This is a genomic window from Rhodococcus sp. AG1013 (genome assembly GCF_003350365.1).
Classification (GTDB): domain Bacteria; phylum Actinomycetota; class Actinomycetes; order Mycobacteriales; family Mycobacteriaceae; genus Prescottella.
The window spans coordinates 73411-100248 of record NZ_QQAT01000001.1; the positions used below are offsets into that span (position 1 = coordinate 73411).

The 26838-nt window shown below is 68.6% G+C and carries 24 protein-coding genes; 8 read left to right on the plus strand and 16 right to left on the minus strand.

Annotated features, from left to right (window positions below; all coding sequences use genetic code 11):
* The first annotated feature begins 67 nt into the window (after positions 1-67).
* The 4 genes from DEU38_RS00350 (at position 68) to DEU38_RS00370 (ending at position 4401) form a co-directional block, all read left to right on the plus strand.
* Positions 68-1132, plus strand: coding sequence for an aromatic ring-hydroxylating dioxygenase subunit alpha (locus DEU38_RS00350; protein ID WP_114718153.1), 1065 nt, complete (start codon positions 68-70; stop codon positions 1130-1132).
* Between the two features lie 243 nt (positions 1133-1375).
* A complete protein-coding gene (locus DEU38_RS00360) occupies positions 1376-2338 on the plus strand; it encodes a PDR/VanB family oxidoreductase (RefSeq protein WP_114718155.1) in 963 nt (320 codons plus the stop codon).
* A 13-nt stretch (positions 2339-2351) separates the two neighbouring features.
* Positions 2352-3566, plus strand: coding sequence for a cytochrome P450 (locus DEU38_RS00365; RefSeq protein ID WP_114718156.1), 1215 nt, complete (start codon positions 2352-2354; stop codon positions 3564-3566).
* A gap of 31 nt (positions 3567-3597) precedes the next feature.
* On the plus strand, positions 3598-4401 hold the full coding sequence (locus tag DEU38_RS00370) for an IclR family transcriptional regulator (protein ID WP_114718157.1): 804 nt from the start codon (positions 3598-3600) through the stop codon (positions 4399-4401).
* Between the two features lie 19 nt (positions 4402-4420).
* Here the strand turns inward: DEU38_RS00370 and DEU38_RS00375 are convergent, their stop codons facing one another.
* The 10 genes from DEU38_RS00375 to DEU38_RS00420 form a co-directional block, all read right to left on the minus strand.
* On the minus strand, positions 4421-4879 hold the full coding sequence (locus tag DEU38_RS00375; protein WP_220181874.1) for an SRPBCC domain-containing protein: 459 nt from the start codon (positions 4877-4879) through the stop codon (positions 4421-4423).
* Positions 4880-4919: 40 nt separating this feature from the next.
* On the minus strand, positions 4920-5558 hold the full coding sequence (locus DEU38_RS00380; RefSeq protein WP_258557582.1) for an RES family NAD+ phosphorylase: 639 nt from the start codon (positions 5556-5558) through the stop codon (positions 4920-4922).
* A 7-nt stretch (positions 5559-5565) separates the two neighbouring features.
* Positions 5566-6174: a hypothetical protein gene (locus DEU38_RS00385; protein ID WP_114718532.1), complete on the minus strand. Its 609-nt coding sequence runs from the start codon at positions 6172-6174 to the stop codon at positions 5566-5568.
* Between the two features lie 79 nt (positions 6175-6253).
* On the minus strand, positions 6254-7717 hold the full coding sequence (locus DEU38_RS00390; RefSeq protein WP_114718159.1) for an NAD(P)/FAD-dependent oxidoreductase: 1464 nt from the start codon (positions 7715-7717) through the stop codon (positions 6254-6256).
* A 63-nt stretch (positions 7718-7780) separates the two neighbouring features.
* A complete protein-coding gene (locus DEU38_RS00395) occupies positions 7781-8572 on the minus strand; it encodes an ABC transporter permease (RefSeq protein ID WP_114718160.1) in 792 nt (263 codons plus the stop codon).
* A complete protein-coding gene (locus DEU38_RS00400; RefSeq protein WP_114718161.1) occupies positions 8569-9531 on the minus strand; it encodes an ATP-binding cassette domain-containing protein in 963 nt (320 codons plus the stop codon). The genes DEU38_RS00395 and DEU38_RS00400 overlap by 4 nt, the downstream gene beginning before the upstream one ends.
* A complete protein-coding gene (locus DEU38_RS00405) occupies positions 9528-10409 on the minus strand; it encodes a DUF4097 family beta strand repeat-containing protein (protein ID WP_114718162.1) in 882 nt (293 codons plus the stop codon). The genes DEU38_RS00400 and DEU38_RS00405 overlap by 4 nt, the downstream gene beginning before the upstream one ends.
* A gap of 43 nt (positions 10410-10452) precedes the next feature.
* Entirely contained in the window at positions 10453-10974 is a 522-nt protein-coding gene (locus tag DEU38_RS00410) for a hypothetical protein (protein ID WP_114718163.1), read from the minus strand.
* Between the two features lie 87 nt (positions 10975-11061).
* Positions 11062-12336: a hypothetical protein gene (locus DEU38_RS00415; protein WP_114718164.1), complete on the minus strand. Its 1275-nt coding sequence runs from the start codon at positions 12334-12336 to the stop codon at positions 11062-11064.
* 28 nt (positions 12337-12364) lie between these two features.
* On the minus strand, positions 12365-13129 hold the full coding sequence (locus tag DEU38_RS00420; protein ID WP_114718165.1) for a crotonase/enoyl-CoA hydratase family protein: 765 nt from the start codon (positions 13127-13129) through the stop codon (positions 12365-12367).
* Between the two features lie 78 nt (positions 13130-13207).
* Between DEU38_RS00420 and DEU38_RS00425 the strand changes: the two genes are divergently transcribed.
* Together DEU38_RS00425 and DEU38_RS00430 are read left to right on the plus strand one after the other, a co-directional pair.
* Positions 13208-13816, plus strand: coding sequence for a TetR/AcrR family transcriptional regulator (locus DEU38_RS00425; RefSeq protein WP_114718166.1), 609 nt, complete (start codon positions 13208-13210; stop codon positions 13814-13816).
* A 64-nt stretch (positions 13817-13880) separates the two neighbouring features.
* Complete coding sequence (locus DEU38_RS00430; protein WP_114718167.1) at positions 13881-14678, plus strand: FAD:protein FMN transferase; 798 nt, start codon at positions 13881-13883, stop codon at positions 14676-14678.
* 12 nt (positions 14679-14690) lie between these two features.
* Here DEU38_RS00430 and pgi read toward each other — a convergent pair whose 3' ends face one another.
* Positions 14691-16340, minus strand: coding sequence for a glucose-6-phosphate isomerase (gene pgi / locus DEU38_RS00435; RefSeq protein ID WP_114718168.1), 1650 nt, complete (start codon positions 16338-16340; stop codon positions 14691-14693).
* 77 nt (positions 16341-16417) lie between these two features.
* On the opposite strand from pgi, the gene DEU38_RS00440 reads away from it, so the two are divergent.
* Complete coding sequence (locus DEU38_RS00440) at positions 16418-17869, plus strand: NAD-dependent succinate-semialdehyde dehydrogenase (protein WP_181818636.1); 1452 nt, start codon at positions 16418-16420, stop codon at positions 17867-17869.
* A 70-nt stretch (positions 17870-17939) separates the two neighbouring features.
* On the opposite strand, the gene DEU38_RS00445 is transcribed toward DEU38_RS00440, so the two are convergent.
* Positions 17940-18233, minus strand: a complete 294-nt coding sequence (locus tag DEU38_RS00445) for a chorismate mutase (RefSeq protein ID WP_114718170.1) — start codon at positions 18231-18233, stop codon at positions 17940-17942.
* Positions 18234-18568: 335 nt separating this feature from the next.
* Here DEU38_RS00445 and pcrA point away from each other — a divergent pair, with 335 nt between their 5' ends.
* Positions 18569-21073 (plus strand): DNA helicase PcrA, encoded by a 2505-nt coding sequence (gene pcrA, locus DEU38_RS00450; RefSeq protein WP_181818637.1) that lies wholly within the window; start codon positions 18569-18571, stop codon positions 21071-21073.
* 79 nt (positions 21074-21152) lie between these two features.
* Here pcrA and DEU38_RS00455 read toward each other — a convergent pair whose 3' ends face one another.
* The 4 genes from DEU38_RS00455 to DEU38_RS00470 all read right to left on the minus strand — a co-directional run bounded on the left by DEU38_RS00455 (position 21153) and on the right by DEU38_RS00470 (position 26838).
* The gene (locus tag DEU38_RS00455) at positions 21153-23633 is read right to left on the minus strand and encodes a LuxR C-terminal-related transcriptional regulator (RefSeq protein WP_181818638.1); all 2481 of its coding nucleotides are present in this window, start codon (positions 23631-23633) and stop codon (positions 21153-21155) included.
* Positions 23634-23872: 239 nt separating this feature from the next.
* On the minus strand, positions 23873-25072 hold the full coding sequence (locus DEU38_RS00460; protein WP_258557583.1) for a hypothetical protein: 1200 nt from the start codon (positions 25070-25072) through the stop codon (positions 23873-23875).
* A 452-nt stretch (positions 25073-25524) separates the two neighbouring features.
* On the minus strand, positions 25525-26466 hold the full coding sequence (locus DEU38_RS00465) for a DUF1214 domain-containing protein (RefSeq protein ID WP_114718174.1): 942 nt from the start codon (positions 26464-26466) through the stop codon (positions 25525-25527).
* Between the two features lie 63 nt (positions 26467-26529).
* The gene (locus DEU38_RS00470) at positions 26530-26838 is read right to left on the minus strand and encodes an SHOCT domain-containing protein (protein WP_114718175.1); all 309 of its coding nucleotides are present in this window, start codon (positions 26836-26838) and stop codon (positions 26530-26532) included.

A 26838-nucleotide genomic window follows, 5' to 3' on the forward strand; every position in this document is an offset into this window, starting at 1 on the left:
CACCGGGCCTGCCGGCCCCACCCGAAGTCGAGGTGCGCGAGACGCGCCGCCCAGTTGGGAGCACACGATGACATCGATAGCCCGAAACCAGTGGTACGTGGCGGCCTACGGTTCGGAGGTGGGGCGCGAGTTGTTCGCCCGAACCATCTGCGGTGAGCCGATCCTGTTCTGGCGCACCGAGTCCGGAGAAGTCACCGCGATGTCGGATCGCTGCGTGCACCGCAGGTTTCCGCTGTCCCAGGCGCCGAGTCGCCTCGAGGGCGACACGGTGGTCTGCGGTTACCACGGATTCACCTACGGCCGTGACGGGGGCTGCGTGGCGGTGCCCGGCCAGAGTCGGATCCCGCGTACTGCGCGCTTGAAGAGCTTCACCGTCGTCGAGCAGGACTCTTTCGTGTGGATCTGGATCCCGGACCCGCACGATCCGACGGAGCCCGATTCGGCCGAGATTCCCCGTGCCCCATGGCTGGACAGCCCCGACTACGCGGTCGTGCGAGGCATGGAGCCGCTGCGGGCGCGATACGGCCTCCTGGTGGACAACCTGATGGACCTGTCCCACGAGACCTATCTGCACGGCGGATACATCGGTACACCCGAGGTCGCGGCGACACCGATCAGCACCGAGGTGGACGAGGATGCGGGCGTCATCTGCATGAGCCGGCACATGGACGATGCGGAGTGCCCCCCGTTCTACGCCGAGTCGACCGGCATCGAAGGGCGCATCACCCGATGGCAGGACGTCGAGTACACCCCACCATGTCTGTACCTGTTGCACAGTCGTATTGCCCCCGTCGGTGTGATGCCGCCCGAGGAGGGGCCCGACAGCCAGGCCTTCCACGTCGAGGTGGTCTACGCCATCACCCCCGAAACCGAACACTCGACGCACGACTTCTGGTCGGTGGCGCGAGATTTCGCGCTCGATGATCAGGACGTGACCGACTTCCTGCGGGAGAACAACCGCACCGTGGTGCTCCAGGACGTGGTCGCCCTCGATCTGCTCGAGACGGTGATCGCGGGCGAACCCTCGGGTTATCAGGAACTGAGCATCAACATCGACGCCGGTGCGCTGGCCGCGCGCAGGATGCTCGAGCAGATGGTGAAGCGGCCCTCTCGATCCGTCCCGGTCGGCTGACGAGAGCGCATCGATGGCCACCGAACCCGCCGTAAGGCCGAAGGGCCGCAACGTCGTACGAATCGTCTGGGTGCCGGGATCCGACAGCCTCGAAGACACGTGTCACTGCGGCGCCACCAGGGTCGCCGACGATCCGATCGAGCTGTGGAACTGGTTGCTCGGCCACCCGACCGGCCACACGACCGGCTCCGGGACCAACGAGACAGCGACCCCCTACATCCCTCCGAGAGTGTTGGTGAACTCATGACAGTCCGGTCACACGAATTCGAGGCCGACCTCGAAGTGCATCGCAAGAGCGACGTCGTCGGCGGCGTCGCCGTCCTCGAACTACGCCACCCAGCGGGGGTTGCGCTGCCGCAATGGACTCCGGGCTCGCACATCGATGTCGTATTGCAGCCGGACCTCGTGCGGCAGTACTCCCTGTGCGGCGATCCCTCCGACCCCGGCTGTTGGAGGATCGCGGTGCTCCGAGAGCCGGACGGCCGCGGTGGGTCACAGTACGTGCACGACAAGCTCGATGTGGGTGACTCGGTCCGGGTCCGCGGTCCCCGGAACAACTTCGAACTACGCGACGCGCCGCGGTACATCTTCATCGCCGGCGGCATCGGAATCACCCCGATGCTGCCGATGGTCGCTGCCGCGCACGCCGCGGGATCCGACTGGACGCTCACGTACGGCGGCCGCCGTCGTGGCTCGATGGCGTTCGTCGACGAGCTGACGACGCTCTACCCGGACAGCGTCGAGGTGTGCGCGCAGGACGTCTCCGGGCAGCCCGACCTCTCGGCGATCCTCGGTACACCGCTTCCGGACACCCTCGTGTACTGCTGCGGTCCAGCCGGCCTCCTGGATGCGGTTGCCGAGAGGTGTGAGCAGTGGCCCGCCGGAACGCTGCACGTCGAGCGTTTCGCGGCAAGGGAACTCGGCGCCCCGGTCCTCGACGAGACGTTCGAGGTGGAGCTCGCGCTCAGCGGCACGACCGTGACCGTGCCACCCGGTACCTCGATCCTCGAGGCGGTCACCGCGGCGGGAGTTCAGGTGCTGTCCTCCTGCCAGGAGGGTACGTGCGGGACCTGCGAGACGTCGGTGCTCGGCGGCGTCGTCGACCACCGGGATTCACTGCTCACCGACGAGGAACGAGCGGCCGACGACACGATGATGATCTGCGTTTCGCGAGCAGCGTGCCCGCGCCTGATTCTGGACCTGTGAGGAGAGCGGACACATGACAACCGAGACCTCGACCGTGCGGGTGGACCTGCCCGGCCTCGACGACGACCCGTTCGACGATGCGACCCTGGCGGATCCGTACGAATTCCATGCCAGGCTGCGAGCCGCCGGACCGGTCGTGTGCCTGCACCGATACGACGTCCTCGCGATGGGCCGCTACACGGATGTGCACGCCGCGCTCACCGACTGGCGCACGTTCGTTTCCGGCCGGGGCGTCGGGCTGAGTGATCTCCGGCACGAGACACCCTGGCGGACACCGAGTTTGCTGCTCGAGGCCGACCCGCCGGACCACACCTCGGTGCGGGCGGCGATGAATGCGATCCTGTCGCCGCGATCGGTCCGCCAACTGCGAGACCACCTCCAGCAGCAGGCGGATCTGCTCGTGGACGCGTTGGTGCGTCGTGGCGAGTTCGATGCGGTCACCGACCTGGCCGAGGTGTTCCCTCTGCAGGTGTTCCCGGACGCGGTGGGTGTGCGCGCCGAGGGCCGCGAGAATCTTCTCCCGTACGGCGCGATGGCCTTCAACGCTTTCGGCCCCCGCAACGACCGGGTGACGAGGGCACTCGAGACCGCCGAGCCGATCCAGGCGTGGATCTCGGAGAGCTGCGAGCGTGCCAACCTGTCGGCCACGGGATTCGGTGCGCAGATCTGGGCAGCCGCCGACCGCGGCGAGATCACCCATGCTCAGGCGCCGATGCTGGTGCGCTCGCTGCTCACCGCGGGTGTGGACACCACGGTGTTCGGTATCGGGAACGCCCTGCACGCGCTGGCCGCGCACCCCGCCCAGTGGAGCATCCTGCACGAACGGCCCAACCTGGCGAAGTTCGCGTTCGACGAGGCGCTGCGCTTCGAGTCCCCTGTGCAGACGTTCTTCCGGACCACCGCCGCGGACACCGAGTTCGCCGGTCACCGGATCGCGGAAGGCCAGAAGGTGCTGCTGTTCCTCGGATCCGGAAACCGCGACGAGCGGCACTGGGGCGACCGGTCCGAGGAGTTCGACATCCAGCGCGCCGCGAGCGGCCACGTCGCCTTCGGAATGGGCATTCACCAGTGCGTCGGACAGCCCATCGCGCGGCTCGAGGCCGAGACGATCCTGACTGCCCTGGCACGCCGGGTACGCCGGATCGAGCCGACGGCCGCCGCCGTCCCGAGGCTGAACAACACCCTCAAGGGCTGGGCTAGCATTCCGGTGCGGGTGCATCCCGTCTGAGTCGATGAAGGCCTTGAGTGGGGTGTTGGGCATGTCCGTGGTCGGGAGTCGCCGGGGCCCAACCGGTTCCGTCACCGTGCGGGCACTGAACCTGCTCGAGGTCTTCTCTCCGGACCAACCCGTTCTGACGCTCAGTGAGATGTCCCGCCTGACGGGCTTCCCACTCACCACCGTGCACCGGCTGGCCGCGGACCTGACCGGGTGGGGCGCGCTCGAACGGGACGGTTCGGGCCGGTACCGGATCGGGCTGCGGCTGTGGGAGGTCGCGTCGCTCGCGCCCCGCGGCACCATGCTGCGCGAGCTCGCCATGCCGGTGATGGAGGACCTGTCGCAGATCACGCAGGAGAACGTTCAGCTGGGGGTACGCGAGGGTTCCGAGATCATCTTCCTCGAACGAATCGGCGGCAAGCGCGCCGTTCCTGTCCGCACCCGGGTCGGAGGACGATTCCCGATCCACGCATCGAGCATCGGACTCGCGCTGTTGGCCTTCGCGCCGGTCATGGTGCAGGAGGAGGTGCTGTCGAGACCGCTCGAACGGTTCACCGAGAAGACCATCACCTCCGCGGACGAGCTGCGTCGAACACTCGCGGAGGTTCGCAAGCGGGAACTGGCGATCAGTGACCGTCAGGTCACGATGGAGGCGCTGTCGATCGCCGCACCGATCTTCGGACGCCCGGGTGTGGCCACGGCCGCCCTCGCGATAGTCGTCAACGCCGAGACCGCGCAGACGACTGCACTGTCCCAGATGGTGCGCGCTGCGGCGCGGTCGATCGGCCGTTCGTTGCAGCCGGGCGGCCTGACGGCCCGTGGTTACGGAGGCGGGCTGCCGGACTGAACGATGTCGGGCACGGGCGTCACCCGTGTTCGACGATCCCGGCGAGCCGATCGAGCGCCTCATTCCAGCCGAGTTCGTTGTCCGCGGGATCGACCCCAGGCGGAATGCCTGTGTGCAGGACGTCCAGTTCGGTGCCGTCGGCGTGGTCCCACAGCTTGATCGACACGTTCATCATTCCGCGCATGTCAGGGTCGTCGGTCTCGAACTCCATCTGTTCCTTCACCTGCTTGCCGTCGGTGATGGACTGGAAGTAGCCGTGGTACGTGTCGGTGTGGGCCGTGGTCTTGCCGGCCACGTCGGGGGAGTCGTAGGTGAGTGAGATGCGGTAGTGCCCGCCGACGTGGGCGTCGAACCGGTGCACCTGCGCGGTCATGTTCGCCGGGACGCGCCAGGTCGCGATCGCTTCCGGATCCAGCAGGGCGCGGAAGACCCGTTCCCGCGGGGCGTGCAGGACCCTGATGATTCGCGTCGACGACACACCGTGAGTGTCGCACTCGTGCGGTCCCGGGCGGGCGTGATCAGGGCGCGAGAGCGGCATTGTGGGCGGTGAGTAGCGCCCCGAGAAGGTAGTGCCCGTCCGCCGAATCGAGCGGAACGACGCCGCCGACCGCCGTGACCGCGGGGTGCGCGATGGTGCCGGGGGAGCCGGCGAGCATCCAGGCGAGGTTGTTCTCGTCGTGCCGGGGCCGGTATTGCAGGCCGTCGATGCCGGGATTGGCGGCCAGGACGGCTGCGGCCCAGCGCCGGGTGTGGAGGTAGCCGGACGGGTCGCACTTGGTGAGCCAGACGCCCGCGTTCAGGCGCGCCGACCCGGTGCCGGTCAGGTCGGCCACCCGCACCGGGCGGGTGGTTCGCAGTTCGCTCAGTACGCGTCCCCGGATCTGCACCCGCGGAATCAGTCTGGGGGACTGGTCGACCGGCAGGTTCCGGCACAGCGTCTCCGCGACCGCGGCTGCGGGACTGTCCCCCAGATACAGGTAGGCGTAGGAGCCGTCGAGACTGTCGAACCTGCCGCCGGCACGCGGGCGTGGTCGTGGGGTGGGGTTGAGGTCGGCGGCGCCGCGCACGGCGCTGTGAATGCGCCACACCGACGTGTCGGCGGGAAGCGTGGTGATCAGGGCGGGTGGCAGCAGCGCCGGCGGATCCGGGTAGATCACGCGATGCTCAGCCGTGGATCAGGTCGTCGGCCATGTCCCGCAGATCCTGCTCGTGCCCGCCCGCGACGGCGAGCTCGGCAGGGGAGCGCGGGTCGTCGGCGAAGGCGGTGGGGGACAGCCACCACGACGCGGTGCCCCATGGATCGTCCTTGGCGCCGATCATTCGGTTGATCTCGGCGACGATCGGGCGCACCTCGCGGCGTTCGGCGTCGAACTGGAAGGCAGGGAAGAGATTGTGCCCGGACGCGGGCAGTGCGATGACGGTGCCCGCCGCCGCCAGACGGCTGGCGGTGTTGCGGCTGGTGGCCGACTTGCCGAGGGCTCGGCTGACGGTGGTGGAGTCGAACATCTCGTGCTCGTCGACGAGCGACCGGAGAGCGGATGACACGATGCGGGTGCGCGCCACCGCGGCTGCGGCGGGGTTGGCGACGGCGCGCTCGTGCTGCAGCGCCAGCGCCGGCCCCATCGCCATCAGCGCGGTCACGTCGTCGCGGACCGGCCGCAGGTTGGGCCGACGGGAGAACTCCTCTGCCAGCAGCTCGACCAGATCCTGATCGGACAGCGCGTGGATCGTGTCGCGGGCACGGTCGCGGTCGCGGTCGCGGTCGACGAGCATGGTCACACCTCCGTATGTGCCACCAGCGTACCGCGTACCGACCGTGTCGGCCAGGAGGTGGGGAACGTCCTCGCGGTGCTCACGACGGATTGCGTCTCGCCTCGAGCAACCGCAACCACACCTCGCTGACCGTCGGATACGACGGGACCGCGTGCCACAGCGTCTCGACCGGGACCCGGCCCACCACCGCGACCGTCGCCGCGTGCACCAGTTCCGCGACCCCGGATCCGACGAACGTCGCGCCCACCACGGTGTCGGTGGCCCGGTCGATCACGAGCGCCGCGCGCCCGGTGTAGTCGTCCCGCGACAGCGCGGCACCCGCGACGTCGATGTCGACCGCCAGCACCTCGACGTCGAGGCCGTCGTCACGGGCCTGTTCTTCGGTGCGGCCCACCGCGGCGATCTCGGGCGTCGTGAACACCACCTGCGGCACCTGCCCGTGATCGGCGGACGCGACGAACCGGGGCCCGTCGAGCGGCCGGCCCTCCGCTCGCGCCGCGATCACGTCGCCGCACACCCGCGCCTGGTACTTGCCCATGTGGGTGAGCAGGGACCGACCGTTGACGTCGCCCACCGCGTACAGCCAGTCACCGTCGACGCCCGCCACAGTGAGGTGATCGTCGACGGTGACGTAGCCGTGAGAATCAAGATCGGGCAGACCGAGCGTCTCGAGCCCCAGCCCGGCGGTGGCGGGGGTGCGTCCGGTCGCGACGAGGATCTCGTCGGCCTCGAGTTCGGGGTCCGAGCCGTCGCCGCTCAGCGCCAGCGTGACGGGTCCGCCGTGGATCCGGCCGATGCCGGTGTCCGACGGGGCAATGCGAGTCACCGATTCCACGTTCGCGCCGAAGCGCAGGTTCACGCCGTGCTTGCGCAGTTTCTCGGCGACCATCTCGCCCGCGAACGGTTCGGTGCGTCCGAGCAGCCCGGACCCGCGGACGACGAGCGTCACCTCGTCGGCGCCGAGTTCGTGCAGCCACGTCGCGGCCTCGCACGCCACCACGCCACCGCCGATTACCGCGAGTCGTCTGGGGATCTCCCGCACGTTCGTGGCGTCGCGCGACGTCCACGGCAGCGCCTCCTGCAGGCCCGGTGTGCCGGGGACGGAGGCGGTCGTGCCGGTCGCGAGGACGACCGCGTGCCGGGCCCGCAGCACCCGGTCGCCGACGGTCACCTCCCGCGCCCCGGTGATGCGGGCGCTGCCGCGGATGACGTCGATGCCGACCGAATCCGCCCACAACACCTGTGACGAGTCGTCGAGGTTGTGCACGAAGCCGTCGCGGCGCGTGAGGACCGCCTCGACATCCAGTCCGTAGGCGTTGACCTTCTCCTCCACACCCGGCATGTGCCGCGCGGTGCCGAGCACCTCCACCGGTCGCAGCAGTGCCTTCGACGGCATGCACGCCCAGAACGAGCACTCGCCGCCCACCAGTTGGTGCTCGATCAGCGCCGCGGTGCGGTCGCTGCCGGCAATGGCGTAGGCCGCCGCGTTCTCGCCGGCCGGCCCGCCTCCGATCACGATGACGTCGAACTCTTCGGGAGCCATGAATCCACGGTAGGCCCGACCGGGCGGTTTCGCGCCGCTTCCGGTCGGGCCAGGGGGTGGGGATCAGCGTATCGAGCGACGCTCGAACCGGCGCTTCGCCCACACGTACCCGAAGAGGGCGATTGCGGCGGACCAGGCGACCGCCAGGGCTGCGTCGGCGCCGATCGGACCGCCCAGGAGAAGCCCGCGCAGGGTGTCGATGACCGGGCTGAACGGCTGGTACTCGGCGAACCAGCGCAAGCCGGTCGGCATGGAATCGGTGGGGACGAAACCGCTACCCAGGAACGGCAGCAGGATCAGGAACATCGGTAGGTTGCTCGCGGTCTCGACGCTCTTCGACACCAGCCCGAGCGCGACGGACAGCCACGTGATCGCGAACGTGAAACCCGCCAGCAGCGCGATCGCCGCGATCCACTCGACGACCCCGGCCGTCGGGCGGAACCCGACGAGAAGTGCCACACCGGTGACCAGCAGCAGGCTCAGCATCGTCTGGATCATCGTGCCCACGACGTGACCGGTCAGCACCGACGCGCGCGATATCGCCATCGTGCGGAACCGGGCGATGATGCCCTCGGTCATGTCCGTGGCGACGGAGATCGCGGTTCCCTGAGCGGCGCCGGCCACCGTCATCAGCAGGATGCCCGGGGTCACGAAATCGACGTAGGCGGAGCGCCCGCCGGTCGGATCTCCCAGGCCTGCACCGAGAGTCCCGCCGAACACGTAGACGAAGAGCAGCAGGATGACGATCGGCATCCCCACGAGCAATACCGTCATCGACGGGTACCGGACGATGTGCCGGAGGCTGCGCCGCAGCATGGTCGCCGAGTCCGTCAGTGTGTACGTCATCGTGGTCATCGCACTGCCTCTTTTCGTGTTTCGGGTCGGCCGGTGAGTGCGAGGAAGACGTCGTCGAGGTCGGGCGTGTGGATCGACAGATTCGCGACCTCGATCGAGTCGGCGTCGAGTCGGTCGAGAATCGACCGCAGTGACCGGATGCTGCCGTCTCCGGGAACCTGCAGCGTGAGGGTGTCGTCGTCACGAACGGCGTCGGCGAGTGATGTTGCAGCCGAGTCCAACTCGTCCGGATCGATGAACTGCAGGCTGACGTGACCGCCCGGTACGAGGCGCTTGAGTTCGGTCGGCGTGCCTGCCGCGACCACGTGGCCGCCGTCGAGGACGGCGATGTGATCGGCGAGTTGGTCGGCCTCCTCCAGGTACTGCGTCGTGAGGAAGATCGTGACGCCGCCCGCGACGAGTTCGCGGATGATGTCCCACATCGTGCGTCGACTGCGCGGATCGAGTCCGGTCGTCGGTTCGTCGAGGAAGATGATCCGGGGACTACCGACCAGCGTCATCGCGAGGTCGAGTCGCCGCCGCATCCCACCCGAGTAGCTCCCGGCAGGTTTCGAGGCCGCATCGACCAGGTCGAACTGCTCGAGCAGTTCGCTCGCCCGGCGCCGACCGGCGTCCCGGCCCAGGTGGTGGAGATCGGCCATCAGGATCAGGTTCTCGCGGCCCGTGAGGAGGTTGTCGACCGCGGAGAACTGCCCGGTGACGCCGATCGCGCGGCGGACGGCGTCGGGTTCCTGTGCCAGATCGTGGCCGCCGACCGTCGCGTCACCCGCGTCGGGGCGGACGAGCGTGGACAGGATGTGGACCGTGGTGGTCTTGCCCGCCCCGTTGGGACCGAGGAGGGCGAAGACGCTTCCCTCCGCGATGTCGAGGTCGATGCCGTCGAGCACTACATTGTCTCCGAAGGACTTTCGAAGCGAGCGAACGCTGATCGCCGATCGGGTGCTGACCGATGTCGTCATAGCTCTGCCTTTCCGGTAGTTGTCTGCCCGACCTCTGCGCGGTGAACGATGATGTCGCCGAAGCCGGTGTGGGCCTGGAGTTCCAAGGTTTGGTCGGTCGATGCCGGTCCGGCCGTCTCGGCGAGCCTGTTGTGGACCTTGCCGAACGAGGTGTGTACGTCGAGGCGCGCGGCCGTGCCGGACCGGATTCCCACCTCGATCTCGCCGTGTCCCGTCCGCAGGGACGCGGTGCCACGGGTGACCTCGCCGATCCGGATGTCGCCGTTCGCGGTCGCGGCGGTGACGTCGGCGCCGGCGTGGTCGACGGTGACGTCGCCGTTCGCCGTCTTGACCCGGAGACTTCCCGTGACGCTGCCGATCCGGTTGTGCCCGTTGGCATTCTTGACGACGAGGCTGCCGTCGACGCGGGGCAGTTCGACCTTGCCCGAGCCGGTGCTCACGTCGGCGTCGCCGGACACACTCTCCACCACGATCGCGCCGGCACCGGAATGCGCGGTCAGTGCGGCGGTGGCACCGAGGCGGACGTCGCCGGTCGAGGTCTTGATCCGGCAGTCGCCGAGTCGGCCCGTCGAGCGGAACGCCGCCACCGACGCGTCGGCCTCGACCGCCGATCCGGAGGGCAGTGCGACCGTGATGTCGACCGATCCGACCTTGCCCCACACGCCGAGCACTCGGGGCTTCGGTGCTCGTACGAGCAGTCGGCCCGAGGCGAACTCGACGCGGGTCTGTTCGGCGGCGCGCACGTCCGTCTCGCGGTTCGGGTCGCTGGGGCGGACCTCCACGACCGTGTCGTCACGATCGCTCGCGGTGATGGTGGCGTCGCCGACGGCGAACTGGAGGGTTGCGGTGATCGGTTCTGTGCTGGCGAAAGTAGGCATTGGTGATCCTCGGGGGTTCGATGGTGTGCGGGGTCAGCCGGGGTCAGCGGACCCAGCCGGTGTAGCGGTCGCCGCCGGTCGGGGCGCGCCGCTCGGGCCGTCGGGCGCCGCTGCCGTCGTCGAGCGCGGCGGCGGCCGACCGGACCAGCCAGGCGTTGACGGACAGCCCGGCGGTACGGGCCGCGTCCTCGACACGGTCCTTGAGGTCCTGCGGGAGTCGGAGATTGATGCGGGTCATCGGCCCCTCGTCGGTCTCTGCGGGACGAGGCGTCGGAGGCTCGGATTCGGAGGCCTCGCCGGGGTCGGTGAACGCCGGCGGCGCGGGCGGCGGGGTCACGACGAAGCTGGGCTCGCGTCCGCGCAGGCGCAGATCGACCGAACCGGGGGCCAGTTCACTGGTGATCTCGCTCGCGGCGGCCGAGAGCGCGTCCAGCAGTGCCAGTCGGATCGCCGAATCCAGCGGTGCCGTCAACCGTTCCGCGAGTGCGCGGGCGTCCGGGCCGCCCGCCTCGGCCGCGACGGCGAGATCGTTGTGGAGTGCGGAGACGTACGGTGTGAGGTCCATGGCACCACTATGGCACCAACATGATGCCAATGGGAAGGGTTTGGCATCAAATTCTTGTCCACATGGCGCCGAGTGGTGCCATGTGGCTCACCAGGCCTGCGCCGACAACCCCCGCTTCGCGAGCTGTGCGACGGCGAGTTCACGCAGTTCGTCGGCGCTGTCGAAGTACGCGGGATCGACCCCGACCAGCGACAACGAGTACGTGTCGCCGTACGAGCACAGGTACGCCGACAGCCGCGTCATGGTGCCGGCGTCGTGGTCCACGGCCAGGCGCGGGTGGACGGCGCGGGTCGCCACGCCGGTCGTGCGGTGCGGGCCGAGTGACCCGACGGAGTCGGGCAGCCGCCCGATGTTGGAACAGAGTGCATCGCGTTCGCCCGCGCCCGCAGTCAGGTGGTGCGCCAGTCGGTCGGGGAGCAGTTGGGAGATCTCCTCCGGGAACCCCGACGGCGCGCCCATCGGCGGGCGGGAGTACGCCTCCCGGCTCAGCTCGCGGATGTCGGCGAGTGAATCCTCCGGTCCGACAGTCACATCCGTCATCACGATGGAGTTGTCGGCCGTCTCGGAACTGCGCATGTCGACCGGCAGGCAGATGTTCAGGGGCATCGGAACCCCGGCGGCGTCGGCGATCGCGGTGAGCACCGCGATGAACAGTCCGTTCGCGGTGCCGTCCTGTTCGGCGGCCACCGCGTCCCAGGCGGTCGCGTCGATGTCGAGAATCGCGCTACACATCGCCGACGGCCTGTGGGCCTGGCCCGACCCGGGCTCCGGTGTCTGGTCGACGAAGTCCCGCAGTTCACGGCGCCGGCGCGCGCTGAACGCCAGCCCCAGCGTCGCCGCCAGCCCGCGCCCGACGACGGTACCGACCAGGCGCGCTGCGTCCGCCACGTCCGACGTGCGCGAGATGGTCGGTGGGGTCGATCGGCCGGTGAGGGCCGCGTCGACCGCGGAGATCAGTCCGCGGGCGTCGGCGATCACGTGCGAACACACGAGGGAGATCACGGTGCCACCGTCGGCGACCGGCGCCGCCGACAGCGCCCACCCCGGCCCGAACTCGGGGTCGACGTCGACGGCGGCCTCCGCGTCGGCCCACCGGAGCACGTCGTCGACCGGCACGGTCTCGGTGTCGTACCGCAGGGGATAGCAGTCGGTGCTGGTCACCCAGCGCAATCGGGCGCCGGGCACCCGCGGACGGACGACCCGCCGGGCCAGGGCCCCGTGCCTCAGCCCGTCGTGCACCGACGCGAGGACCGCGCCATCCATGACGTCGGCGGTGCGCCACAAACCCTGCATCACGATCGGCAACCCGTAGCCGTGATGTCGGCGCAGGAAGATCTCGTCCACCATGGTCAACCGGTCCATGGGATCGGACGTTACCGCCAAGCGGGCCTCAGCTGCCGAAACTGCCGTGCCTGCCCTCGCCGGCCGCGAACCGGGCGGCGCCGCCGAGCGCGTCGACGGTGACCGCCACCATGCCGTGCCGGAACTCGGACGCCAGGGCATTCTCCTCGGACAACCCCTCCTGTTCGAGCGCCGACATCCGGTCCTCGCGGAGGCAGGTTTGCGGGAATCGGGCGAGTTCGGTCGCCAACTCCTCGGCGGCGGCCCGCGACTGCCCCGGCGGCACCACCCGATTGACCAGGCCGATCGCGAGGGCCTCGTCGGCGTCGACCGCGCGGCCGGTCAGTATCAGGTCCATTGCTCGTCCCGCGCCGATGAGGCGGGGCAGGCGCACGGTGCCACCGTCGATCAGTGGTACACCCCAGCGCCGGCAGAAGACGCCGAAGACGCTGTCGGACTCCGCGACTCGCAGGTCCGCCCACAACGCCAGTTCGAGACCGCCGGCCACCGCGTGCCCCGCGATCGCGGCGATCACCGGCTTGGACAGTCGCATGCGAGTAGGTCCCATCGGTCCGTCGCCGTCGGGTGTGACGTGGTTGGACCGGTCCGTGCCGAGTGCCTTGAGGTCGGCGCCCGCGCAGAACGTGCCACCGTCGCCCCACAGGACCGCGACCGCGGCATCGGGATCGTTCTCGAACTCGCGGAACGCCTCGGCCAGCGCGGCGGCGGTGGGCCCGTCCACCGCATTACGCACCTCGGGCCGGGACAACACGATGGTCGTCACGGGCCCGGTTCGTTCAGTGCGCACCGGCATGGTTCGACGCTACCCGGGGCCGCTGCGCCGGAAGGGTTGAATCGTGGGTTCGCGGGCCGTACTGGAACACTGACCACCATGGCCTACCGTCGAACCCCCGCCGTCGAGGCGCGTCTCGCGGCCCAACGCGACGCCATCTTCCAAGCCGCGGTCGCGGTGCTGTCGGAGGAGGGCTATCAGGGGCTGACGATCGCGGCCGTCGCCACCCGCGCGGGGGTGGCGACCGGCAGCGTCTACACGCATTTCTCGGGCAAGTCGGACCTCGTGGTCGCGGTGTTCCGAGAGATCGTCGGTCGTGAGGTTGCCGAGGTGAACGCGGCTGCGGGACCTGGTCGTTCGGCCGCCGAGCGGATCGCGGCGGTGATCGAGACCTTCGGCGGTCGGGCCATGCGAAACCCGAAGCTCGCGTACACGCTGCTCGCGGAACCTGTCGACGCGGCGGTCGACGCCGAGCGTCTCATCTTCCGCCGCACCTTCGCCGACGCGTTCGCCGCGGCCGTCGCCGACGGTATCGCCGACGGCGAACTCGAGCCGCAGAACGTTCCGCTGGCGGCGGCGTCGCTCGTCGGCGCCACCGCCGAGGTACTGGCCGGCCCACTGGCGTCCGGCGGTGCCGATCCCGGCGTGATCGAAGACCTGGTCCGGTTCGCCCTCACCGCGGTCGGTGGTGTCCGCTCGACGCGTTGACCAGTGCGTTTGCCGTGCAGGCGCATACTGGGTGCAGCGAATTTCTCGATTCACGGAGCACGTCATGCTTGTCGACACGAGATGGAGCGCCTGGAACGAGGAGATCGAGGTCCAGGTCACCGAAGCCGCGGCGCTGGGACCCGCGGCGGGGCTGGTCGGTGCGGTCCTGTCCGAGGCGGAATCCGCCTGCAGCCTCCACCGCGGCGACGCCGAGATCCACGCCGTCAACCTGGCACAGGGGCTGCCGGTGCGAGTCAGTGTCCGGTTGGCCGGGCTCCTGCGATCGGCGCTCTGGGTGGCCCGCATGACCGACGGCGTGGTCAGCCCGCTCGCCTTCGACGAGCCGCCGTCGAGTGTTCCGTCCATCCACCCGGAGCCCACGTTCGCGGACGTCCAGATCGACGACGCCACCGTGCTCGCACCGTGGGGGGTGTCGTTCGACATCGGCGACACCGCGAAGGCGGATACCGCGGATCGGGCGGCCGCGCTGGTCGCCCACGAACTCGAGTGCGGTGTGCTGGTCCGCGTCGGCGGCAACGTCGCCACGGCCGGACACTGTCCGGCCGGCGGATGGCAGGTTCCCGTCCCGGGCGACGGGGCGGTGGAACTGCCGGCGGGTACCGCGCTGGCGACCGCCGGCGCAGATCGCACCCGGGCGAGCGAAGGTGTGGGAGGCGGCTGGGAACAGGTGTCGGTGATGGCCGGGGACGCGTTGTGGGCCTACGCGGCCGCGGCGTCGTCGCAGCGACGGAACCTCGGTGCGGTGGCCTGGCTCGAGCAGCAGGAACTGGCCGCCCGACTCGTCGACTACGACGGGCGCGTCTACACCACGTGCGGATGGAGTCATCCGCACGCGGCGTGAGGGTCGCCGACGTCAGACGGTGCGGCCGCGCTGCTTCCGGTACCAGCGCACCAGTGCGTCGGTAGACGAATCGTCCTGCTGCGGAGGCGCTTCCGTCGATGTCAGGACCGGACCGAGCTCGAGGGCCTGGGCCTTGCCGAGTTCGACACCCCACTGGTCGAACGAGTCGACGCCCCAGATCACGCCCGCCACGAACACCTGGTGCTCGTACAGCGCGATGAGCTGACCGATCACGGCCGGGGTCAACCGCGGAGCCAGGATCGTGGTCGACGGCCTGTTGCCCGGCATCACCTTGTGCGGCACGAGTTCCGGCGCGGTGCCCTCGGCGGCGATCTCCTCGGCCGTCTTGCCGAATGCGAGCACCTTCGTCTGCGCGAACAGGTTGCTCATGAGCAGGTCGTGCATGCTGCCGGTGCCGTCCGCGGTGGGCAGATCGTCGGTGGGCTCGGCGAAGCCGATGAAGTCGGCCGGCACCAGGCGGGTGCCCTGGTGGAGCAACTGGTAGAAGGCGTGCTGGCCGTTGGTGCCAGGCTCGCCCCAGAAGATCTCGCCGGTCTTGGTGGTGACGGGGGAGCCGTCGGCGCGCACCGACTTGCCGTTGGACTCCATCGTCAGCTGCTGCAGGTAGGCGGCGAACCGGGCCAGGTCGTTCGAATACGGAAGCACCGCACGGGATTCGGCGTCGAAGAAGCTCGAGTACCAGACGCCGATCAGTCCCAGCAGCACCGGCGCGTTCTGCTCGAGCGGTGCTGTCCGGAAGTGCTCGTCGATCGCGTGGAACCCGGAGAGGAACTCGGCGAACCGTTCCTTGCCGATCACCGCCATCACTGCCAGGCCGATAGCCGAGTCCACCGAGTAGCGGCCACCCACCCAGTCCCAGAACCCGAACATGTTGGCGGTGTCGATACCGAACTCCGCAACCCGCTGCGCGTGCGTGGACACCGCGACGAAGTGCTTGGGCACCGCGCTCTCGCCGAGCTCGTCGACCAGCCAGCGGCGCGCGGCCGACGCATTGGTGAGCGTCTCGAGCGTCGAGAACGTCTTGGACGCGACCACGAACAGCGTGGTGGCCGGGTCGAGGTCGGCGAGCGTTCCCACCAGATCCGACGGGTCGACATTCGAGACGAACCGCGCCGAGATCCCGGCGTCGGCGTAGTGGCGCAGTGCGCCGCACACCATGACCGGTCCCAGGTCGGAGCCGCCGATGCCGATGTTGACGACCGTGCGGATCCGTTCGCCGGTGGCGCCGCGCCACTGCCCGGACCGCAGCCGGTCGGTGAAGTCGCCCATGCGACGCAGGACATCGTGCACGTCTGCGACGACGTCCTGACCGTCGACGGTCAGCTGCGCGTCGGCCGGCAGCCGCAGCGCGGTGTGCAGCACCGCGCGGTCCTCCGACGTGTTGATGTGGGCGCCGGCGAACATGTCGTCACGACGCTGCTCGACGCGCGCGGTACGAGCGAGTTCGACCAGCAGGTCCAGAGTTTCGCGGGTCACGCGGTGCTTGCTGTAGTCGACGTACAGGTCAGCGGCGGTCACCGTCAGCGCGGTGCCGCGATCGGGATCCTGAGCGAACAGGTTTCGCAGATGGGCAGATTCGATCACTCGATGATGCGCATCCAGGTTCTTCCAGGCTGCGGTACCGGTGATGTCTGTGCTCATGGAGGCAGCTTATCGGCACTGGACCCGAACATCTTGTCGGCTCTCATTCTCTGGAGAGGCGGCGCATGATGGAGGTCATGAACCCAGCCGAATTGATTCGTGCCGTTCCTACCAAGCTGTGGATCGGCGGCACCCCCGTCGACGCCGAGAACGGCGCCACGTTCCCCGTTCGGAATCCCGCGACCGGTGAGGTCCTCACCGAGGTCGCCGACGCCAGCCCCGGTGACGCCGTCAAGGCGCTCGACGCGGCGGTGGCCGCGCAGGCGGACTGGGCCGCGACCCCGGCACGCGAGCGCGGCGAGCTGTTGCGCTCGGTCTTCGAGAAGATCACCGTTCGCGCCGAGACGTTCGCGCAGCTGATGACGCTCGAGATGGGCAAGGCCCTGCCGGAGAGCCGCGCCGAGGTGAAGTACGGCAGCGAGTTCTTCCGGTGGTTCGCCGAGGAGGCGGTCCGGATGGAGGGCCGCTACCAGTCGGCGCCGGCCGGCAACGGGCGCATCCTCGTCAGCAAGCAGCCCGTCGGGCCGTGCCTGGCGATCACCCCGTGGAACTTCCCGCTCGCGATGGGCACCCGCAAGATCGGACCCGCGCTGGCCGCCGGCTGCACCATGATCGTCAAGCCCGCGTCCGAGACGCCACTGACGATGCTCGCGCTCGCGGAACTGTTCGTCGAAGCAGGCCTCCCGCAGGGCGTGCTGTCGGTGCTGCCGACATCGCACTCGGGTGCCGTCACCGAACCGCTGCTCGAGGATCCCCGTCTGCGCAAGCTCACGTTCACCGGTTCCACCGCGGTGGGCCGGATGCTGGTCGAGAAGTCGGCGAAGGGCTTGCTGCGTACGTCGATGGAGCTCGGCGGGAACGCTCCGTTCGTCGTGTTCGACGACGCCGACATCGACGCCGCCGTGGACGGCGCGATGCTCGCGAAGCTCCGCAACGGCGGCGAGGCCTGCACCGCTGCCAACCGTTTCCACGTCGCGAACGCCGTCCGGGAGGAGTTCACCGCGAAGCTCACCGAACGCATGGCAGCGTCGAAGATGGGCCCCGGTATCGACCCCGAGACGACACTGGGGCCGCTGATCAACCGGGACCAGCTCGAGACGGTCACCGACCTCGTCGAGGACGCCGTGAAGGCCGGCGCCGAGGTCCTGCTCGGCGGCGACGCGCCGGAGGGTCCGGGCTGGTTCTATCCCGCGACCGTCCTCGCCGACGTGCCCGCGTCCGCTCGGATCCTGCGCGAGGAGGTGTTCGGCCCCGTGGCCGCGATCACCGGCTTCGACACCGAGGCGGAGGCTGTCGCCGCCGCCAACGACACCGAGTTCGGTCTGGCCGCGTACATCTACACCCGCGACCTCGACCGGGCCCTGCGCGTGTCGGACGCCCTCGAGACCGGGATGGTGGGCGTCAACCGCGGTGTCATCTCCGACACCGCCGCACCGTTCGGCGGCGTCAAGGCATCCGGGTTCGGGCGGGAGGGCGGCAGCGAAGGCATCGCCGAGTACCTCGAGACCAAGTACATCGCGCTGACCTGACCCCGGCATACGAGAACCGCCCGGTCGCAGGACCGGGCGGTTCTCGTAGGACGTGTCGGTGCCGGTGAGGTCAGTGTCCCAGTCGCCCGCGCCCCAGGCGCAGCAGCAGCATCGCGAGGGTATGGCCCTCCTGGCCGAGTTCGCTGAACCGCTCGAGGACCTTCATCTCCCGGCTGTGGACCAGCCGCGGGCCGCCCGACGCCATGCGGGTGCGGCCGATGATCTGGGACACCTCGCTGCGGCGCTTCACCGCCGCGAGAATCTCGGCGTCGAGGCGGTCGATCTCCTTGCGGAGTTCATCGATCTCGGCCTCGCTCGCGGGAACGGGTGACTCGGATGAAGGAGGTGCGGTCGGACTGCTCATATTCTTCTCCTCGTGTCAGAACTGGGTTCGTTCGGTGCCCTCGAGTCGTTACGAATCCGGGTCCAGCTCACAAGAACGCCCCGGGATCCGGTGTGGACCTCGGGGCGCGCGGGGGATCAGGCCGCGGGCACCATAGGTCGGTACCCGCTGGGAAATCGCCAGTGCTCGCGGGGCGAGCGCCATCGGGCGCCCGGCTGGTGCCCCTGCGTGGCAATGATCATTACTCCAGTTTGCCACGCAAATGAGACCAGCCCAAGCAGGGGTGACTGCCTTCACCGTCGACGGGATCGGGTAGCTGCCGAAGTGTCGGACTTCGCCGGTAGCGTTGACAGGCGATGAATACTATTTCCGGGTCCACGATCGGCGCTGCAGGTATGTCGTCAGGTATGTCTTCGGGCGGTGCCCACGGTTCGACCGACGCCCTCCTCGAGGGTCTCAATCCGCAGCAGCGAGAGGCCGTCCTGCACGCGGGATCGCCGCTGCTCATCGTGGCCGGAGCCGGGTCCGGCAAGACCGCGGTGCTGACCCGACGGATCGCGTACCTGCTGGCCGAGCGCGGCGTGATGCCCGGCCAGATCCTGGCGATCACCTTCACCAACAAGGCCGCCGCCGAGATGCGTGAGCGGGTGGCCCAACTGGTCGGCCCCCGCGCCAACAGCATGTGGGTCTCGACGTTCCACTCGAGTTGCGTGCGGATCCTGCGGGCACAGTCGGCGCTGCTGCCCGGCCTGAACTCGAACTTCTCGATCTACGACGCCGACGACTCCCGGCGCCTGCTGACGATGATCTCCAAGGATCTGGACATCGACACCAAGCGCTTCTCCGCGCGGCTGCTCGCCACGCACATCTCGAACCTCAAGAACGAGCTGATCGATCCCGAGGAGGCCGCGGCCACCGCGGACCGGGATCCGGCCGAGATGCCCAAGCTGGTGGCCCGGGTGTACGCGCACTACCAGCAGCGCCTGCGGGCCGCGAACGCGATGGACTTCGACGACCTGATCGGCGAGACTGTCGGGCTGCTGCAGGCGTTCCCCCAGGTCGCGGAGTACTACCGGCGCCGGTTCCGGCACGTGCTGGTCGACGAGTACCAGGACACCAACCACGCGCAGTACGTGCTGGTTCGCGAACTGGTGGGGGAGGCCGCCGAGGGCGCTGTCGATCCGCACACGGTGCCGCCGGCCGAACTGTGCGTAGTCGGTGACGCGGACCAGTCGATCTACGCGTTCCGTGGGGCCACGATCCGCAACATCGAGGAGTTCGAGCGCGACTACCCGGACGCGCGGACCATCCTGCTCGAACAGAACTACCGGTCCACGCAGAACATCCTGTCGGCGGCGAACTCGGTGATCTCCCGGAACACCGGCCGCCGCGAGAAGCGCCTGTGGACCGATTCCGGCGAGGGTGAGCTCATCACCGGGTACGTCGCCGACAACGAGCACGACGAGGCACAGTTCGTGGCGTCGGAGATCGACCGCCTGGTCGACGCCGGCGACGCGAAGTTCGGCGACGTCGCGGTGTTCTACCGGACCAACAACTCCTCGCGTGCGCTGGAGGAGATCTTCATCCGCCTCGGCATTCCGTACAAGGTGGTCGGCGGCACGCGGTTCTACGAACGCAAGGAGGTACGCGACATCGTCGCGTACCTGCGGGTGCTCGCGAACGAGGACGACACGGTGAGCCTGCGCCGCATCCTCAACACTCCCCGCCGCGGGATCGGTGACCGCGCGGAGGCGTGCGTGTCGGTGTTCGCCGAGCAGAAGGGGGTCGGGTTCGCGCAGGCGCTCCGCGCCGGTGCCGAGGGCGTCGTCCCGCTGCTGAACACCCGCTCCCAGAAGGCCATAGCATCGTTTCTCGAACTGATGGACGGGCTGCGGGCGTTGATGGTGAGCACCGACGCCGACGGCAACGATCTCTCCGACATCGGTGAGATCATCGAGGCTGTCCTGGACCGCACCGGGTACCGCCGCGAGCTCGAGGCCAGCAGCGATCCGCAGGACGGCGCCCGGCTCGACAACCTCAATGAGTTGGTCAGCGTTGCAAGGGAGTTCAGCTCCGACGCCCGTAACGCCGCAGCCTTCGCGGAGGACGAGTCCGCCGCCGGTGACGAGTCCGGCGAGGCCGGTGAACGCGACGACGAAGGCCTGCCCGACCCCGGTTCGCTGGCGGCGTTTCTCGAGCGGGTCTCGCTGGTTGCCGACTCGGACCAGGTACCCGACTCGGGTGAGGGCGTCGTCACGCTCATGACGCTGCACACTGCGAAGGGGCTCGAGTTCCCGGTGGTCTTCGTGACCGGCTGGGAGGACGGGCAGTTCCCGCACATGCGCGCGCTCGGTGATCCGGCTGAGCTGTCGGAGGAGCGCCGCCTGGCGTACGTCGGTATCACCCGCGCCCGGCACCGGCTGTACCTGACCCGCGCGATCGTACGCTCCGCGTGGGGGCAGCCGGTCACCAACCCGGAATCGCGTTTCCTGCAAGAGATTCCGGCGGATCTGGTGAACTGGCGCCGCGAGGATCCCGGCGTGCTCGGTGCCGGCGGAGCCATCGGCGGTGGCAGGGCTCGCGGACAGGGATACGGTGGATCCGGTTACGGAGGTTCGGGATTCGGCGGCGGTGGTGGCGGCCGAGGGGCCGGTACGACGCCGAGCTTCGGCGCTCCCCGGGGGCGCAACAACAATCTCGTGCTCGCGGTCGGCGACCGGGTCAGCCACGACAAGTACGGGCTCGGCAAGGTGCTCGAGACGAAGGGCGCCGGACCCACGGCCACCGTGACGATCGACTTCGGTTCGGCGGGTAAGGTCCGCCTGATGCTGATCGGTGGCGTGCCGATGGTCAAGCTCTGACGCAACGAGGCCGATCGGCAGGCTGGATATTCGACTCCGTGGCTGCGTTGCTTCTGGTCAGGGCTGCTCGGTGGGCAGGTCATCGCCGGAGGAGGCCGGCGCGTTCGGCACGGTAGAGGATGTCTGCGCGATCGGCGCTCTGGAACTTCCGGTAGATGCTCTTCAGTCGGTATTTCACGGTGTCTTGTGAGATGAACAGCTCGGCCGCCGCTTCCCGGGTGGTTCGCCCGTTTCGGAGTGCCTCGAGGGTGCGTCTCTCTGCCTCCGTGAGCGGGGGAACCAGCGACACCTGCAGCACTGCGGGCAGCCCGTCGATCTCGTCGACAACATCGACGATGCCGGTTTCTCGTGCGTGGACCGCGAGTGCGCGGAGGCGGTCGAAGGGCACGGAGCCGAGCATGGTGCCCTGCCCGTGGAGGTGCTTGTGGGCCATGGCCCGCTCGAACACGACCACCGCTTTGCTCTCCCAACCCGTTTCCCAGAGCACCACAGCGAGGAGGATCAGCGCTTCACCACGGTAGCGGGGTGAGACCTGCCGCCTCAGTATTCGGTCGAGCCTGGTGATGGCGTCACTCGGCTGCCCGCGGGTGAGAGTTATCCGAGCAGATGTGACTTCCACGACGGGCGAGATCGGAAGCTCTCGAAGCTGTCGCTCCGCGCCGGTGACATCGCCCTGCGCGAGCAGCATGTTCGCGGCGTACGCCGCGAGTTCTGTCCGCAAGTACGGTGTGGGCGGGAGGTTCATGGCCCGGGCGCGTGTCAGCTGTGCAAGCGCTTCGGCCGCTCCACAGCGTGTGCGCGCCGATGCTGCCGCAGCGACGACGAGCAGTGGCCAGAACTCGCAGCGACCCCGGCCCGCGTCGCCGTCCAGCAGCGGCTGCGCGGGCCGGTCCGTGTCGGGGGTTTCGAACATGATGACCGCTCTCACGAATTCGAGCTGCCACCCGATGGGCGCGGTGACGGATTGTCCGTCCGTCTCGTGGTGCCGCCCGATTCGTTCGATCTCGCAGCGTGCCCCGTGGATGTTTCCCTCGACGGCGTGGAGGAAGGCCATTCCGACGTGCGCGCAGAGCCGATCCTGGGCTTCTCCGGTCTGATCGCTGAGTCGGATTGCCTCCCCGAAGTTCCGTGATGCGCCAGTGAGTTCTCCATTCAGCGTGTACGTCAACGCGATCCCCGAATGCATGAGGGATCGTGCCGTGCGTAAGGGTGAGGCCCGATCGTCGGAGGTCTCCGCGAGTTGGAGTTCCAAGGCTTCGGCGTGGTTCCGTGCGGCCACCGAATTCCCGAGGATCCGCTCTGCGGTCATGTGCAGATACCGGGCGACGGCGGAGGGCTCGGTGTGGGCGTGGCCCGCCGCGTCGGCTGCGGTTCGGAAGGCCCGCACGAGGCCGCGAAGTGAGAGTGCCGAGGTACCGGCGCGGCCATAGCCGTGGAGCATCCGGGCGCCGGCGAGCAGCGGCGACCGGTCGGAGACATCGCGAGGCACCCCGGTGAGTACCGACGCGATGGGCGAAGGGGCGAGGACCAGGCGCGGGTGCGATTCCAGCAGCCGTTGGAGCCCGGTGTGGTGGCCGGCTTCACTGAACAGCCGCGCGGCGGTGGCCGGATCCTTGCCCTCCACCTCGCGCGCCCACATCAGTTTCAGGCCGAAGATCTCCTCGTTGCCGAGCTCACGCTCCACAATTCCGTGAGCGGTGGTCTCCAACGCGGGATGCACGCGGTTCGACCCGTTGGCCGGGTTGCGCAGGACGAGGCCCGCGTTCTCCAGCGTATGCAGCGCGGTGGCCGTCTCTTGCCGGGCCAGTCCGGACAGGCGTGTCAGTGCTGCGGAGGGTAGGGGCGTGCCGCACCCGGAAAGGACACAGAAGAGCCGTCGTTCAGGGTCCGCCCGATCCAGCAGAAGCGTCTCGAGACTGCCGGTCAGGAACTCCTCTGCCCAGGTGGCAGCCGGCACGTCCGTGCGGTTGTCCGTGCAGGCCGCGGTGAGGGCGAGCGGCCACGACCGGACGAGTCTCCGGACCCCTTCCAGCCAGCCCGGATCGGTGTCCTGGGTACCCGCGAGCGCCGCGGTCTCCTCGCGGGTGAACGCGAGGTCTTCGGGGGCGAGGGACCATGTTTCGTACCGGGCCGTGGTCAGCGGAGCATCCAGGGCCGTGAAGCGGCGCCCGAGGACGACGAGCGAAAGCCCTGGCCCGCTATCGAGGAGCTGGGCCAGGGCTTCGTCCGTCTCGCGGGAGGAGTGGAGGTGCCAGTCGTCGACCACCAGGTGTACCTGACCGGACATGCCGCCGACGACGTGCAGCAGCGACGGATAGTGATCCAGATCGTGCTCGCGCTGGATGCCGGCGGCCGTGGCCAGCCGTGCGGCGGCGAGTCCCCAGAATCGGTGCAGGTCTCCAGCGGTCTCGCGCGCACTCACCCAAGCGACCGGTGCGGCCTGCACGGTCGCCCACTGGGCCGCAGCCAAGGATTTCCCGGCACCCAACGGTCCGCGCAGGATGCGGAGCCGCGGCTGCCGGGCCTCACCCTCGACCAGACGGATCACCCGGTCACGCACCAGCACCTGTGTACGAGCCTCGCGACTCGCACGAGAAAGCCGTCGTCTCGCATTCCCACTCATGCATGCACACTCTCGGTCTCGGAGTTACCTTTCACCAGCACTCGACAGGGCCATCGCGGGTTGGCCGCGGCCGCACCACGGCCAGAAGCGTCAGGCCGCAGACCAACCCGTGAACCTGGTCCGTGACGTGTCGGTGATGGACAGTTGAGACGCGCGCGGCTCGTTCAGATGTCCGACTACTCGGCGCAGCCACTCGCCTCGAATGCGGACCTGGCCGTGTACTGTCCTTCCGGCAAGTACTGCCCCATCACGGCCTTTTCATCGCCGGGAGTCTCGGTATCATGCGCGGCATGGCTGAAGTCCTTGGACGGCAGCATGTTCCGCATGATCAGGAGGGAATCGTCGGGATGCCCGGCGCCATCGCCAGTCGGCGAGAGCGGCAGCCATGACACCCCGCACTCCTTGGTGGCGTTTGCGGGTCGGTCTTCAGGCAGCGACGCGACGATTGTGTAACGACCGGCCGCATCAGTGGTCACCTGCTCGTCGTACAGGCATGCGATCACCTTCGTCGTTGCCAGTGATTCGTTGTTGCACATCGACCAGAACCGCATGTCGACATTGCCGTTCATATGCTGCGTGCCCGTCGTCGTCTTCGGAGTCCGCGGCAGTTCGCCACGAAGTACCAGAACGTCGCCGAACCCGCGGTTGACTTCGGCCGTGACGTAGCTGTTGTCGATGTTGGAGTACTGTCCGCCCACCCGCTGGGGTGTGCCATCACACTTGCCGAGATAGGTACACCCGAGCGTGAACTCGGCGCTGTAGTAGGCCCGCCACACAGGTGTCTGGTCCGCAGGGAATGTCGCCGGCTTGCCCGGCTGGTCGCGCAGAGCCTTGTACGTGTCCAGCGGCAGTGGAGTGGGCTTCAAGATCGCATTGTCCGCGTCGACCGCCGAACACAGTGCTTCGCCGCGCAGCACCTGACCGTCGGCGAGGTGCAACTCTGGATCCGGTAGTCCTACGCCGCCGGTGAGATCACGTCCATTGTCGGGAAGGTAAATGCGGTAGAGGAGGCTGATCCGATCCTGTCCTGGCACACCGGCATACAGAGTGTTGTGTCGCGGCTCAGCCGGCGGCGTCTCGTCGAGCACAGAGACCGTATACGACCTGCCGTCTTCATTCAGGCGGTCGGCGCCCGGAAGATAGGTGTTCTGCGAACCGGCGTCCGGGGCAGTCGAAATGTCGTTGAGGACGGCGGTCGGCATCGCGGTGCCGGCGTTGTACGAGTTCAACGACTGGTAACGCGCGTGCGCGTACTGCCCCCGGATGACCAGTTCGGCATCCTCCGGGACAGTGAACTGCGCAGCCCAATACACCGCCGCGGTGTCGGGGAAGGCATAGTTGAGCTGCGGGTCTGCGAGCTCGGGATTGACTGGCACGGACCAGAAGCAGGTCGACACCGGATGCTCGGGATCGGGGCCGCTCGAACCGGGATCGACGGATCCGGATCCGCTCGACGAACCGAGATCGACCGATCCAATCGCCGGCGCAGCGACCGCGGACCCGGTCCCGGGCAACGCTGTGATCGCGGTCAGCGCCGCCGCAGCTACGAACGTTTTCAATGAAGGCATCTCGCTCCTTGTGAGGTGGCTGACGAATTGTGGTAGATCCCCGTTCAGGTCTGTCTCGCACGCGCTCGGTCCTCTGACGAGGTTGCCGGAAGAGCGGTGCTCGGCGAGGAGACGGTGCTGCTGGGCGGTATGAGTGACGGCGACTTGTGAAGGGCACCAACTCCAGTGGTGTCTGCGCAGGCCTGGGTATCGATGGTGAGTCCGAGTGGGATCGCATGCCGGTGCTGCCCCACCCGGTGGGGCAGTGGCCCCGCTCCCCGCTAGAGCGCTTCGGGACGCGGCGCCGTCCAGGTGCCGTCGAGCACGGAGGGCCGGGGGCGGTACAGCCGCAGCACGTAGTTCCAGCCCGGCATGATGGGCAGGGCGTTCGCGACACCATCGAGGTGTACGCCGAAGCGGATGGTGGTACCGCCGTCGGCGTCGGGGGTGGCGGTGAGGCTGTTGATGCTGTTCACGCCCAGGGCGTTCTCCTCGAAGTAGCCGGCCGTGTTGTACAGCGACACCGACCAGAACGCATCCACCGGAACGTCGTTCAGACGGAGACGGTATTCCGCGACAGGGAGGCGTTCGTCGACGCTGACGTAGGTGGCCTCCTGTTCAGGGAGGCCACCCCAGCCGGAGGCGGTGCCGAGCAGGTGCATGATCGGATCGACTTCTGCTGCGGTGCCGAATGATCGGTCGTACTTGCTGACGCCGCGAGCGAGTGCGAGGATCGCGTCGCGGGTCTCGTTCTGCGACTGCTCGTCGTAGCCGGGCAACGGGAACTCGCCTGATCCGCCGCCGTCGATGGCGAGGACGTCCTGCAGCCGGTTCACCTCGGCGACGTCTTCGGGGCTGTTCGGATCGACGAGGATGCGCACGATGAGTGCGGCGTAGTCGGTCCCGACCAGTTCGCGCGTGAGCACGTGCTCTCCCGGATCGCGCAGGATGACCGGACCGTAATGATCTTGACTGATCACCCACACGGAGATGTAGCGCTTGCCGGTATCCGGCACCGTGATCGTGACGTCTTCGCGCACGTCGATGATGCTGCTGCTGTACAGGGTGTCGCGGTTCTGGCGGATGATCGGCTGGTTGTCGAGCGGCTCGAGCTCACGAGTGTGGTTCCAGGTGCCCAGGCCGCCGCCCGCGGCCAGGCGAGCGAACATGAGATCGGATTCTGCCCGATTGAAGTTCAGGATGTTGACGGGAATCGCGGACATGGCGGGTTCCATTCGGTGTCGGGTACGGCACGGGAGCGGGTATCCCTCGCCCCGTCGGGGAATTCAGCCGAGCAGTCGCGCTTTCGCGGCTTCGAACTCGGCATCGCTCAGCAGGCCTTGTGATTTGAGATCGCCGAGTCTCTGCAGCTCGGCGACGAGATCGACCGGGGCAGCGGGCGCGCGTGTGGTCATCGCGCGTGCTGCCTGCTGCTGGGCCAACTCGTACTGGGCCTGCTCGTACTCGGCCTGGGCCCTTCGCTGCCGGCGGGTGGCCATACCGTCGCTGACGGCGGTCGCGGTACCGGTCACGATCGCGGTGCGCGCGGCAAGGCCCAGCAGTCCGGGGCGACCGGTTCTCGGGATGAAGGGCAT

Excerpts from the sequence above, each read along its gene's own strand:
- DEU38_RS00360 (WP_114718155.1), top strand. The coding sequence starts at position 1,376 with ATGACAGTCCGGTCACACGAATTCGAGGCCGACCTCGAAGTGCATCGC.
- DEU38_RS00430 (WP_114718167.1), top strand. The coding sequence starts at position 13,881 with ATGCTTGTCGACACGAGATGGAGCGCCTGGAACGAGGAGATCGAGGTC.
- DEU38_RS00395 (WP_114718160.1), bottom strand. The coding sequence starts at position 8,572 with ATGACCACGATGACGTACACACTGACGGACTCGGCGACCATGCTGCGG.
- DEU38_RS00470 (WP_114718175.1), bottom strand. The coding sequence starts at position 26,838 with ATGCCCTTCATCCCGAGAACCGGTCGCCCCGGACTGCTGGGCCTTGCC.
- DEU38_RS00420 (WP_114718165.1), bottom strand. The coding sequence starts at position 13,129 with ATGCCGGTGCGCACTGAACGAACCGGGCCCGTGACGACCATCGTGTTG.
- DEU38_RS00365 (WP_114718156.1), top strand. The coding sequence starts at position 2,352 with ATGACAACCGAGACCTCGACCGTGCGGGTGGACCTGCCCGGCCTCGAC.
- DEU38_RS00465 (WP_114718174.1), bottom strand. The coding sequence starts at position 26,466 with ATGTCCGCGATTCCCGTCAACATCCTGAACTTCAATCGGGCAGAATCC.
- DEU38_RS00385 (WP_114718532.1), bottom strand. The coding sequence starts at position 6,174 with ATGCTCGTCGACCGCGACCGCGACCGCGACCGTGCCCGCGACACGATC.
- DEU38_RS00400 (WP_114718161.1), bottom strand. The coding sequence starts at position 9,531 with ATGACGACATCGGTCAGCACCCGATCGGCGATCAGCGTTCGCTCGCTT.
- DEU38_RS00410 (WP_114718163.1), bottom strand. The coding sequence starts at position 10,974 with ATGGACCTCACACCGTACGTCTCCGCACTCCACAACGATCTCGCCGTC.
- DEU38_RS00445 (WP_114718170.1), bottom strand. The coding sequence starts at position 18,233 with ATGAGCAGTCCGACCGCACCTCCTTCATCCGAGTCACCCGTTCCCGCG.
- DEU38_RS00350 (WP_114718153.1), top strand. The coding sequence starts at position 68 with ATGACATCGATAGCCCGAAACCAGTGGTACGTGGCGGCCTACGGTTCG.
- DEU38_RS00415 (WP_114718164.1), bottom strand. The coding sequence starts at position 12,336 with ATGGACCGGTTGACCATGGTGGACGAGATCTTCCTGCGCCGACATCAC.
- pgi (WP_114718168.1), bottom strand. The coding sequence starts at position 16,340 with ATGAGCACAGACATCACCGGTACCGCAGCCTGGAAGAACCTGGATGCG.
- DEU38_RS00370 (WP_114718157.1), top strand. The coding sequence starts at position 3,598 with ATGTCCGTGGTCGGGAGTCGCCGGGGCCCAACCGGTTCCGTCACCGTG.
- DEU38_RS00440 (WP_181818636.1), top strand. The coding sequence starts at position 16,418 with ATGAACCCAGCCGAATTGATTCGTGCCGTTCCTACCAAGCTGTGGATC.
- pcrA (WP_181818637.1), top strand. The coding sequence starts at position 18,569 with ATGAATACTATTTCCGGGTCCACGATCGGCGCTGCAGGTATGTCGTCA.
- DEU38_RS00405 (WP_114718162.1), bottom strand. The coding sequence starts at position 10,409 with ATGCCTACTTTCGCCAGCACAGAACCGATCACCGCAACCCTCCAGTTC.
- DEU38_RS00425 (WP_114718166.1), top strand. The coding sequence starts at position 13,208 with ATGGCCTACCGTCGAACCCCCGCCGTCGAGGCGCGTCTCGCGGCCCAA.
- DEU38_RS00390 (WP_114718159.1), bottom strand. The coding sequence starts at position 7,717 with ATGGCTCCCGAAGAGTTCGACGTCATCGTGATCGGAGGCGGGCCGGCC.